Annotated in this window: 8 protein-coding genes; 1 reads left to right on the forward strand and 7 read right to left on the reverse strand. The window is 51.4% G+C overall.

The window, feature by feature from the left end; all coding sequences use genetic code 11:
* Window positions 1-58 precede the first annotated feature (58 nt).
* From nrdD to OGV57_RS12060, 5 genes are all read right to left on the reverse strand, one after another.
* Window positions 59-2,197 (reverse strand): anaerobic ribonucleoside-triphosphate reductase, encoded by a 2,139-nt coding sequence (gene nrdD, locus OGV57_RS12040; protein WP_003025782.1) that lies wholly within the window; start codon window positions 2,195-2,197, stop codon window positions 59-61.
* 377 nt (window positions 2,198-2,574) lie between these two features.
* Entirely contained in the window at window positions 2,575-3,159 is a 585-nt protein-coding gene (locus OGV57_RS12045) for a fructose PTS transporter subunit IIA (protein WP_054527997.1), read from the reverse strand.
* 3 nt (window positions 3,160-3,162) lie between these two features.
* The gene (locus tag OGV57_RS12050) at window positions 3,163-4,872 is read right to left on the reverse strand and encodes a sugar phosphorylase (protein ID WP_054527998.1); all 1,710 of its coding nucleotides are present in this window, start codon (window positions 4,870-4,872) and stop codon (window positions 3,163-3,165) included.
* Window positions 4,869-7,478, reverse strand: coding sequence for a glycoside hydrolase family 38 N-terminal domain-containing protein (locus OGV57_RS12055; protein ID WP_054527999.1), 2,610 nt, complete (start codon window positions 7,476-7,478; stop codon window positions 4,869-4,871). Before OGV57_RS12055 ends, OGV57_RS12050 begins: the two co-directional genes overlap by 4 nt.
* Before the next feature lies 1 nt (window position 7,479).
* Window positions 7,480-8,889, reverse strand: coding sequence for a PTS fructose transporter subunit IIC (locus OGV57_RS12060; RefSeq protein ID WP_071593166.1), 1,410 nt, complete (start codon window positions 8,887-8,889; stop codon window positions 7,480-7,482).
* Window positions 8,890-9,069: 180 nt separating this feature from the next.
* On the opposite strand from OGV57_RS12060, the gene OGV57_RS12065 reads away from it, so the two are divergent.
* Complete coding sequence (locus OGV57_RS12065; RefSeq protein WP_003839591.1) at window positions 9,070-9,729, forward strand: MurR/RpiR family transcriptional regulator; 660 nt, start codon at window positions 9,070-9,072, stop codon at window positions 9,727-9,729.
* A gap of 4 nt (window positions 9,730-9,733) precedes the next feature.
* On the opposite strand, the gene OGV57_RS12070 is transcribed toward OGV57_RS12065, so the two are convergent.
* Both OGV57_RS12070 and treC read right to left on the reverse strand, forming a co-directional pair.
* Window positions 9,734-10,477, reverse strand: a complete 744-nt coding sequence (locus OGV57_RS12070; RefSeq protein ID WP_003839593.1) for an oligogalacturonate-specific porin KdgM family protein — start codon at window positions 10,475-10,477, stop codon at window positions 9,734-9,736.
* Window positions 10,478-10,638: 161 nt separating this feature from the next.
* Entirely contained in the window at window positions 10,639-12,291 is a 1,653-nt protein-coding gene (treC, locus tag OGV57_RS12075; protein ID WP_054528000.1) for an alpha,alpha-phosphotrehalase, read from the reverse strand.
* Window positions 12,292-12,325 lie beyond the last annotated feature (34 nt).

The raw sequence follows: 12,325 nt of genomic DNA on the forward strand, positions 1-12,325 counted from the left end.
GAGTGCGGTCCGTAGGCCCGGTAAGCGCAGCGCCACCGGGCATTAACGTAACAGCGGATTAACCTATCTGCCCGTTACCCAAATGCTTAACGCGGCGCTTCACTTCTTCCTGCTTACCGGCGTTAAACGGACGGGCGTCCGGGCTGCCTAAATAACCGCAGACGCGGCGGGTGACCGACACGCGCGCGGCGTCGTGGTTACCACATTTCGGGCAGGTAAAGCCTTTGCTGGTGCACTCGAACTCACCGGTAAAGCCGCACTCGTAGCATTCATCAATTGGCGTGTTGGTCCCGTAATACGGCACGTGCTGATAGCTGTAATCCCAGACGTCTTCCAGTGCTTTCAGGTTGTGCTGAATATTCGGGTATTCGCCGTAGCAAATGAAGCCTCCGTTCGCCAGCGGCGGGTATGGCGCTTCGAAATCGATCTTGTCGTACGGGTTAACCTTTTTCTCCACGTCGAGGTGGAAGCTGTTGGTGTAGTAACCTTTATCGGTCACGCCTGGCACCACACCAAACTCGGCGGTATCCAGACGGCAGAAACGATCGCACAGGTTTTCGCTCGGCGTGCTGTACAGGCTGAAGCCGTAGCCGGTCTCGTCTTTCCACTGATCGACTGCCTGACGCAGGCGTTCGACAATGGCGATAGCTTTGGCGCGAAGCTGCTCGCTGTCGTACAGATGTTTGTCACCAAACAGTGCGTTAATGGTTTCGTGAATGCCGATGTAACCCAGCGAGATAGACGCGCGGCCATTTTTAAAGATTTCTGACACGTCATCGTCCGCTTTCAGACGCACGCCGCAGGCACCTTCCATATACAGGATTGGCGCCACGCGAGCTTTCACGCCTTCCAGACGCGCAATGCGGGTCATCAGCGCTTTACGTGCCAGCACCAGTCGATCGTCGAGCAGTTTCCAGAAGGTGGCTTCATCGCCGTGGGCTTCCAGCGCGATACGCGGCAGGTTGAGGCTGATAACGCCGAGGTTGTTACGCCCGTCGTGAATCTGTTCGCCGTTCTCGTTTTCCCACACGCCGAGGAAGCTGCGACAGCCCATCGGCGTTTTGAACGAACCGGTCACTTTCACTACCTGATCGTAGTTCAGGATGTCCGGATACATGCGCTTGCTTGCACATTCCAGCGCCAGCTGTTTGATGTCGTAGTTCGGATCGCCAAACTTGTGGTTCAGGCCGTCGCGAATGGCGAACACCAGTTTCGGGAACACGGCGGTTTTACGATTTTTACCGAGACCCGCAATGCGGTTACGCAGAATGGACTGCTGGATCAAACGCGATTCCCAACTGGTTCCCAGGCCAAAACCGAAGGTGACGAACGGCGTCTGGCCGTTAGCGGTATGCAGGGTATTCACTTCATACTCGAGGGACTGGAATGCGTCGTAGCACTCTTTCTCGGTACGGGAATGCGCATAACCGTCGGCATCCGGGATCTGCCACTCTTCAGCGGTTTTGCGATGCTTGTTAAAGCTCTCGGTCACGAATGGTGCGAGAACTTCGTCAATACGGTTAATGGTGGTACCGCCATAAATATGGCTGGCAACCTGCGCGATAATTTGCGCGGTGACGGCCGTAGCGGTGGAGATGGATTTTGGCGGCTCAATCTCCGCGTTACCCATCTTAAAGCCCTGCGTCAGCATGCCTTTCAGGTCGATCAGCATGCAGTTAAACATTGGGAAGAACGGAGAGTAGTCGAGATCGTGATAGTGAATATCACCACGCTCGTGCGCCTGGACGACATCACGCGGCAGCAGGTGCTGACGCGCATAGTGTTTGGCGACGATACCGGCCAGCAGGTCACGCTGGGTCGGGATCACTTTGCTGTCTTTGTTGGCGTTTTCGTTCAGCAGAGCAGAGTTGGTTTGCTCAACCAGACCACGAATTTCCTGGTTCAGACGGCCACGCTTTTCACGCTGTATATCACGGTCGTGGCGATATTCGATGTACGCACGGGCGAGTTGTTTGTACGGACCAGACATCAGCTGGTTTTCTACCGCTGTCTGGATCTCGTTGATATCGACCTGGCTGCGCTCATTCATCTGGCTACTAACGACTTCTGCGACGGTGGCACAGTAATCTGCGTCATCGACTCCCGCTGCTTTAGCTGCACGCAGAATGGCTTCTTTGATGCGCTCTGATTTAAACGGCACTTTACAGCCATCTCGTTTCATCACATGCGGTGTCATGATCACTCCATATTTATAAGAACAGGTTATCCACAGAGGTTGGGGAAGCGGCCATGGCTTTATTCATCTCTATTGCCAATGACTTCCCGCAATCCTGACCCACTTTATCCACAATTTCACCGTAAAGCGGTGCACTGTAGTTGTAGCAATTGTAGTCGATTAATACAACATATTGGGTCGGCGTGCATTTTAAGTTCTATATGTAGTGATTTGCATCAAGGATGTTTACGGTTTATTTGATGTAGCGCAAAGTAAAAATCGGAGCGTACAGATGACGGGCAGTACAGCGATTGTAAATTATGGGCAGAAAATTCTGATTAATTATTCAACAAAAACAGGAAGGTAAAGCCGGGCAGGCATCTGCTGCCCGGAACACACTATGACGACAGCGACTGCATCCAGTGGATACCTGCATTAATGAAGGCTGCCGAGGCGACGAGACCCAGAATGAGTGGTACAAGGTAACTGCTCTTCACGCGGTTTTCTGGCACTTCCTGAGCTGGTGTCGTTCCAGTCGAGAGCAGCGCCAGTACTTCTTCGGCAGACGTAGCGTTAAGCATGGCGTTTCGCATCTCATCCTCAACCAGCGACGAGGTGAGCTGGGTGAGCAGTTGCATATGCGTTGTACCCGCTTCATTTGGCGGGATCGCCAGCAGGAACACTAACCGTACTGGTTCAGGTCCTTCAAGACCCGGCCACAGTATTGGCTCGGGAAAAAGGGCGACGCAGAACGACGCCTGCACGACGGAATCACATTTTCCGTGAGGGACGGCCAGCTCTTCTCCCAGCGCGGTTGGTCCTTCATTTTCACGGCGCAGAACGTTGTCAATAAAAGCGTCTTTATTGGTAATGAGTCCGCATTCAGACAATGCTGAAGACATATACCGGATGATCGCATCGGGAGACGATTGCGGCGGATCGATAAAAATTAGCGTCTGACGAGTCAGTGTAGACAATTCCATGTTTTATGCCTCCGGTTGTGCCTTGACGTGGATCCAGATCGTTTGCCAGCCCGCCAGTTCGCAAACGCCATTAAAGGGGGTTCCTGTCAGGAGATCTGTCCCCGTCACGGGTAAGAAAAGTGTTTGTGATGCGCCAGTGACATTCACAATACCGTAGACAGTTTCTTCCTCTGTCTGGTGGTGGCGTTTGACGCCAAATAGCGCATCCGGCAGTGTAAGGACTTGCTGAGCTGCTGCCGGTGAGAACGCGGGATGTTGTTGGCGAATGCGCAGTAATGTCGTTAGTGCGGCATAGATCTTCGCTTGTCGGGATTCTGGCGTGACTAATGCCTGATGCGTGGTGGCGAAATCCAGTTTTTCACGGTTAATACGGCGATTGATCCCTGACGCGTTCAACCCTGCGATATCATTTTCGCTACCGAGAAGGCTGTGGTAGTAAATTGCAGGAACGCCCTGCAACATAAAGAGGATGGCGTGAGCGGCGGCAAATCTGGCAACCTGCGTGTCGGGAGCTTCTCCCGGTTCGCTTAACGCGCTCAGAAAGTTAATGTTCATCTCGTACGGCGACTGGCTGCCGTCTGGATTGGTGCGCCAGGAAATTCGTCCTTGCTTACGTTCTACTTCACTGACCAGGAACGCTTTTTCTTCCGTCGAGAGGATGTTTTCGACAGGTCGCAGGCCAATGCCGTCATGGCTAGCGAGGAAATTGAAAAATGTGGTGTTGGCAGGAAAGGTTTCTTGCTCCAGGCTTTGCGCCCACTGGCGTAGCCAGCGTGCGTTGCCGCGCAGGCAGGCATGCAGTGTCAGCGGTGGTAGCGGGAATTGATACACCATATGAGCCTCATCCCCGGCACCCAGATAGCTGATGTTTTCCTGATGTGGCACATTGGTTTCGGTAATCAGCAGGCAGTCAGGCCAGATCTCTTCCAGGATCGCCCGCCAGAGTTTGATTACCTGATGGGTCTGCGGCAGATGAATGCAGCGGCTGTTTTTCTCTTTCCACAAGAAACCGACGGCATCGAGTCGAATTGCCTGGGCACCGCGTGAAGCATACTCCAAAAGAATATCAATACTTTCCAGTAAAACCTCGGGTTCACGGAAGTTAAGATCGATTTGATCGGCGCTGAATGTGGTCCATATATGCGCCGTTTCCCCTGTTTTAAGCGTGAATGGCGTTAATAAAGGAGATGTACGCGGACGTGTGATCCGGCTGTAATTTTCATCCGGATCGGCGTTGATAAAGTAGTTCTGGTAGCGAGGCTCACCATGCAAATAGCCCTGGAACCAACGGCTTTGCTGTGAAATATGGTTAATCACAAAATCGAACATTAAATTGAAATCGCCCGCCAGCGCGGCAATATCTGACCACTGCCCAAGATGTGGATCAACCTGTCGGTAATCCACCACGCTAAAACCGTCATCGGAGGTCCAGGGGAACATCGGCAGCAGGTGAATGTCACTGATCGTCCCCTTCAACCACAGTTTTGCAAACTGGTGGAGAATCGATAGGGGATTTTCCCCTTGCGCGCAGATGCTATCACCATAGGCGATCATCCAGATACGGCTTTGATCTAACGGAATCGTCGTTTGCGTTTTGGGTTTCCAGCGTTGGATAAGCTGTTCAATCTTCGCTGCGATTGCCTGATGATCCGCTTGCGGATAGAGCTGTGCCAGCGTGTCGCGGATAAATGCTTTATGTGGGGAGATATTCATACTTTTGCGTCACGCTCCGGCAGTGAGAAAAGGAAATCGCATGTGGCGAAAGGCGCAATTTCGCGGCAGTGCTTAACGGGTTCTTCCAGATAGTTAATCTGCGGCATTTCTTGCAGCAATGGTGGGAGTTCAACAGGATGCTCACCGGCATTGAAAATACGTAATATTGTTCCATTTATCGTCTGGGCGTGTGGCAGCGCCGAGAGCATGAGCGGCTCAGGCAACGTCAGCAGACTGAAAGTTTCTGGCAGTGAACGCGGTGTGAAATTGAGCGTGAAGCGCTCCAGACGGTTGTCCAGCGTATTCAATTTCTGGTTCTGCCAGCTGAAAGGCTGACGTAAAGCTCTTTCCTCAAGGCGGCGTAATGTCAGATGGTCGGCACGCTCGCTAAGTGTCAGGGTCAGGTTAAAGATCAGGGGCTTGTGGAGCTGGGCCTCGGGCGTGTAAACGACGGTATTATTGATGCCGGAAGCGCGTCCGGGGCGCCAGGCCAGATCGTCGCGTCCCAGAACGCCTGTCGATTTGAAGAGCGTCAGCGCCACCTGCGATGTTGTGTTTTGCAGGATCTGATACTCTTTCATGCCCAGGCTGTTTATGACCAGAGCGTTGTCGTTTTCCGCAATGGCGATAATTCCCTCGCTGGTTTCGATATCGACAGGTTTCTCACGATAGTTTTGCTGCCAGTTCGCAGGGGCGTCGGCAATGGGGCGGTGAATAATGCCGAAAGGCTGAGAGGCTATTGATTCCTGGGTATGAATATCGCTGTTGATCAGCAGGCGCAGGCGGTGGTCGCAAACGTTGTTTTCTAAACGGGCATCAATAAAAAGATGGGCTTCGCCCTGACGGAGTTCGCAAACAACCTGTACCGGGCATTCTTGTGTTGCGCGTTGGCTTAATGAATAAGGCAGGTTGAGCGTGATGCCCAGCGTTAAGCGCTCGACGTGCTGGCTCTTTTCGCAGGCGAGAAGTGTGAAGTGATTGAACTTTTGGGGGATATCACCTTGCAGCGGTGAAAAATCATAACTGTCACCTGCATCCGCACAATCTTCGAAGGTCAGCAGGTCGGAGAGAGTTCTGCCGGTACGTTTATCCCGTAGCGTCAGTGTTCCGTCATCAAGGCTGAGTCGATAATGGTCATTTTCAATATGGTTTTCGGCATAAGGGCGCAGCGTAGAAACCGTGTGCGTGCCCTCGCGAACGGCAATATTGATATAACCCAGTGCGGGCAGTTCCTGCGTGTCGATAGCGACCTGCGAGCGATAATAAGGCGGAAGCTCAACCTCTTTTTCTCCCTGCGGCGTAACCTGAATCACGCGTCCACCGGAAAGCTCTGTTTGTTCAATAATGCTAAATGAGAGAGTCTGCTCGCCAGCGCAGAGTTCAAGGGATGGTGTGCTGGTATATAGCGTGGCGTTGACAACCCCGGACCAGGGCGTCGCGCCAGGGGTCACCACAAAGAGGTCGTTCTCCTGGCTGCTGGCAATGGCCAGCTCTTTAATCACCAGATTCCACAGGCTATGGCTGAGCTGTTCCGTCTGTTCCAGGCGATGCAGAATATCCCGGTTGGTGGCATCACTGTTACACCCGCCTATGGAGTCATGGGCATGGTTGCGTAACAGGTTTTTCCAGATTCGATCAACCCACTGGAGGTTGACGTGAATATCATGATGGCGGGCCAGCGCAATAGTCGGTTCCAGCTTGCCCAACAAAAATTGTTCGATATCGTAATTTTTCTTTTTAATGTCGTAACGAACGGAGCCGATGGTTTTGTGGATCCTGGTATAGCGCGGGGATTTCAGTTCGCCTTGCCAGCAGGTAAATCCATCGGCTTGCTGACGAAGCGTATCAACAAACGCTTCCAGCGATGATATCTGGAACCGATCGCCTGTAGGGGAGCGTTCGCTGACCGTCTGCAGAATCTCGGGTAACAGAGGATCAATATTGACCTGATCGCCGCCGCAGGGCAGGAGTAAGTCATGCAGACCGGCGCGTTGGCGGATGAGATTCACCATTGGAAAGATTTTTTCCTGCAGGTGGGCATCGTCCGGTTGAATATTTTTGGCTGCCCCGTAGCCAAACAGCATTGCGCAGGCAATGACTTGCGAACCTGACGGCGCACGCCAGATAAACTGGCTCTGTGCAACCTGCGTGTCATGATCAATGCCGCGCCAGAACACGATGTTGTCCAGGTTGCATCCGCGAAGCAGCGTCGGGAGCTGGCTGTTATGACCAAAGGTATCGGGCAGATATCCCACCATCATGGCGTGGCCCAGTTTACGCGCGGAAAGTATGCCGTACTTCAGGTTGCGGATAATCGATTCGCCGTGAACGTTGAACGTATCCGTCTGGGTGTACCACGGGCCGATGTAAAGCCGCTTGTTTTTGACCAGCAGCTTCAGGCGGTCAGCGTATTGCGGATTGACGGCCAGAAAATCCTCAACCACGGCGGTTTGTCCGTCGAAATGGTAACAGGTGTAATCGGCGTAACGTTCTAATGTATCAATAACATCGGCAAAGTTTCGCGATGCCAGGATATTGCTGTCCTGCAACGTGAAATACCACTCTTGATCCCAGTGCGTGTGGGCGATGACATGGATATGACTCATTTTACTTTCCTGAATTTGTTGCCAGTTTCGGGCTGAAGAAAAGTACGCCCAACGCGCACACCAGAGAGCCTGCGAAAACGCTTACCAGATAGCCGGTGACGTTGGTGGCGAGCGGCCATCCCCAAACGGCAGGTAGCGGTAAGGATTGTTTGACACCTAACGTTGTGGCGATGAATGCGCCAGACATTGCGCCGACCATAAAGACGGGGATCAGACGCGGGTTTTTCAGAATAAAGGGGATCGCGCCTTCGGAAATGCCAATGAATCCCAGCAGTAGTGAGGTACTACCGATAGTTTTTTCTTCATTATTGAACACATCAGGAAGACCGAAGCGGTTATTGAGCAATGCGGCAATGCCGACGCCGATTGAAGGGATGACGATAGCCAGTTCTCTGGCTGTTAAATCGAAGGTATCGCTCACGCCGTTAAGTCCCAGCGCCACCGACCCCGCAGCTTTGTTAATTGGCCCGCCGAGGTCGAAAGCGGTACCTGCTGCGATCATCAGCGAGTAAAAGCTGCGCCCGGATTCTCCGGCGGAAGTAAAAAAGGCCACCATCGCCTGATTCAGCGCGCCAAAAATGGGGTTAATCAGATACTGCATCACAATAACCAGTGTAATACCGGTACACAGCGGCACGATCAGCATGGTTTTTATGGTGGTGATTTGCTGACGTACTTTTATTGTATCGTTGAGCCATTGCACCAGATGACCGACAAAAAAGCCGATGGCGATTGCGCCAAAGAATCCCGAGGGCATAAAACCTTCGAGATTAAAAAAGCGCTTGTAGACTTCGTCAGACATAATTCCGCCGATAAGACCAGGTATCAGTGCGGGTTTCCCGGCAATTGAAAAGGCGAGGTACATGGCAAATACCGGGTACATAAACTTGATGACCATAAAGCCCAGTTTATCCAGCACCTCGAACGGCGTTCCGGCGATGGGAATAAATTGCCCGGTTATTTTCGCCACCGCCATAAGTAATCCACCGAGAACGACAACAGGCAGCATATAGCTGATTGCTGCCATAATATGGCCAATAAATATCTGCCATGCGGAACGATGCTCTTCGGGTTCGTCAGTTATTTGGGTGGAGCCTTTGCTCAAGGCTAGCGCCTGGCGAATATAGCGCTCGGTATTCTTAATCAGTTCCTGGGTACGAATTTTAAGATGTAGCGTGTTTGCGAATCGTTCAGCATCCTGGATAGGAACGTCCGTTGCCAGTATGACAGCGTCAGCGCTGGCGATATCTTGCCGGGAAAGCTTATTTTTGACCCCATCGCTTCCTTGTGTTTCTACCTTAACGTCAAAGCCATTTTCTTTCGCCCAGGTGACAATTTTGTTGGCCGCCATAAATGTATGGGCGATACCTGTAGGGCACGCCGTTACTGCAACAATTTTTAGTTTTGTCATTGTAAAATCTCTAAAAATAGGACTGCGGAAATTATAAAGAGAAATAAAAGAACCATTAAACGTTTGGTGATACTAATTGCGTATGGGCATACCTGTATCCTGATAGTGTGATTCGCATTGCAGTGTCAGGTATAAGATACGAGTATGATTATTCTATCTTTAGTTAAAGAGTGCTGTTTTATGAATTCTTTTCAAGGTAGTGAAAGATTAATATTCGAATATATACAGTGCCATGCACATGAAATTTCTGATATTTCCGCTAAAGTGATTGCGACCGAGACCTTCACGACGACGACGTCGGTGAATCGGGTGTGTAAGAAAATGGGGTATCAGAGTTATACCGAACTGCGTTATAAATTTTCACGAGACAGACGTGTTGCCGAACCGGTAAAATATAGTGTTGGCAACGAAAAAACAGAACTAATTATACAATTATGTAACCTGCTGAGTAATTCAAGTCATATATTTTTATATTCACGTGGTGCATCGCTGACCAGTTTGAATTACCTTTCTCGCTTTCTTTCACTGGCGAGTTTACCCCATTTAATTCTCAATGATATTCATCAGCTTACCCGGGTCTCGCGAGGAACGCTGGTGCTGATCAGTAAATCGGGAGAAACCGCTTCTTTAGTTGAGATGGCAAGAAATGCTTTGCGAAAAGGGCTAAAAATAATTGCGATTACCAGGAGAGAATCGTCGTTAGCGGCGCTGGCTACGCTGTGTTGGCCCCTGGACATTGATATCGATGCGATTTCCTTGTACCAACGGGAAGGTCAACTGGAGTTGTTGACCGTTGTTGACCGCATCGGTTGCTATTTGTTGCAACACGATGCGGCGTAAAACATCAGAGTTGCTTAACGATACCCAGACGCACGGCGTAATCATTTTCATGATTTCCGTGGTCATTGATGTAGGTTTTATCAAGAGACACTAGCTCAACATACGGGGTCCAGCCATCGTCCAGTTTATAATTGAACGCCACGGTATGCTCCCAATACGTATCATCACCCGTTCCCTGGTCGACACCATCCTGCCAGCGGAAGCGGGGATTATAAGACATGCCAAACTTGCCGATATTATAGGCAAACCAGATATCGAACTGGTGAGATTGACGGCGAGTGTAACCGCTGCCGTCTAATTCTCTGTCACTGTGTGAGTCATTTACGGTGTTATAGCGATAACGCGCGGAGAGATTAAGTCCATTATCAAAAGACTTCCATCCCTGAATAAAGGGACGGTAATGCGTGTTGCTGGTGGTAAATACAGTAACCATCCCCGGCGCAATTGCATAACCATCGCCTAAATCAAAACGCCAGCGTGTTTCTATTTCTTGAGCGGCTTCAGTGACACCTTTATCATCGGGGTCGTTACGATCGGTATCGCCAAAAAATGTGTCATTGTGATTTTGTGCAGCCTCAACGGAAAAATAAAATCCATTATCGGCCTGGTGCATGACTTTAATACGTGAGTCATTAACGTCAGAGTTGGTGTTATGACCAAAGCGTAAATCAACAGCAGTATTTCCACACCATCCCTGGCTGCTAATCAGTAATGCTGAAAGAGAACATGTTCTAATAAGATTTTTCATAATATCCTGCCGGGTTATATAATAAGAGGCAGGGGTATTTTTGTTTTATTCTCCAGCGCTTGTAAATTTTATCATGGTACATTTCAGGTATCGCTATACGTCACTCCTGAATTGAATAATAAAAGATACGGATAAAGATGCTTATCCGTATCTTTGCGGCGTTACTTCTGCAACCACCAGACGGCCTCAAAAGGACGTAGTGTCATGTCCCCAGGTTGGCTGGCGACCTCGGCATAGTTGTGCATCAGCACCTGCCAGTTTCCATCGGCCTGGACTGGCTGCCAGTTCTGGAAGGTATCGCTCAGATTAGCAATGACCAGCAGTCGCTGCCCTTGCCACTCGCGTTGGTAACACCACAGATGTGGGCTGTCCGGTAACAGATCCTGATAGTCGCCCCAGGTAATAACTGGCTCCACTTTGCGCAATGCGATCAGTTTCTGATAGGTGTAGAACACCGAGTCGGTATCGTTCAGTGCTGCAACCACGTTGATCTCCGCCGCGTTGTCACACAGATTGATCCATGGCTCGCCCTCGGTAAAGCCCGCGTGTTGGCTGGCATCCCACTGCATCGGCGTGCGGCTGTTATCGCGGGATTTACTGGCGAGGATCGCCAGCAGTTCGTCGGCATCTCGCCCCTGACCGTTCAGTTCGGCAAACATGTTATGGCTTTCCACATCGCGATAATCGGTAATCTGGCTGAAGTGCGGATTGGTCATGCCGATCTCTTCACCCTGGTAGATATAGGGCGTGCCCTGCATGCCATGCAGCACCATCGCCAGCATTTTGGCCGACGGAATGCGGTATTTACCTTCATCGCCAAAACGCGACACGATGCGCGGCTGATCGTGGTTACACCAGAACAGCGCGTTCCAGGCCTGATTGTGCATGCCCTGCTGCCAGTGACGGAACAGGGTTTTCAGCGCGACATAATCGGGTTTGGCTAACGTCCACTTCTCACCGTTGGGGTAATCCACTTTCAGGTGGTGAAAGTTAAAGGTCATCGACAGTTCGCTGCCATCGAGAGCGGCGTACTGCTGGCAGTTTTCCAGTGTGGTGGAAGACATCTCGCCCACCGTCATCAGGCCGCGTGGCGTGAAGACGTCGCGGTTCATCTCGCGTAAAAACGCATGCGCGCGCGGGCCATCGGTATAAAAACGCCGCCCATCGCCGTCGGGATCGTTCGGGAAGTCCTGATCTTTAGAGATAAGATTCACCACGTCGAGGCGCAATCCGTCCACGCCGCGATCGGCCCAGAACTCACAGACTTTTTTTAGCTCGGCGCGTACCGCCGGATTTTCCCAGTTCAGATCGGCCTGCTCCGGAGCAAAGAGGTGCAGATAGTACTGCTCGCTTTCGGCGTGCCAGCCCCAGGCGTTACCGCCAAATTTGGAACGCCAGTTATTCGGCGGGCTGTCTGGCGTGCCGTCGCGCCAGAGATAAAACTGACGATACGGGCTGTCTTTATCCAGCGCTTCACGAAACCAGGCGTGCTGGGTTGAGGTGTGGTTAAACACCATATCGAGAATAATACGGATGCCGCGGGCTTTCGCCTGCGCCACCAGTTCGTCAAAATCTTCCAGCGTACCGTAGGCCGGATCGACAGACAGGTAATCCGCGACGTCGTAGCCGTTATCAACCTGCGGCGAAATATAGAACGGCGTCAGCCAGATGGCATCAACGCCCAGTTTTTGCAGATAGTCGAGACGCTGCGTCACGCCGCGTAAATCGCCGGTGCCGCTGCCGGTAGTGTCCTGAAAACTCTTGGGGTAAACCTGATAGATAACGCCGTTTTGCCACCAGTGGGGAATATTCATGGTTGTTTCCTGGAAATACGCTGGGGCGCAACTG

Origin of the sequence: Citrobacter sp. Cf087, assembly GCF_030334285.1 — a bacterium.
Classification (GTDB): domain Bacteria; phylum Pseudomonadota; class Gammaproteobacteria; order Enterobacterales; family Enterobacteriaceae; genus Citrobacter; species Citrobacter freundii.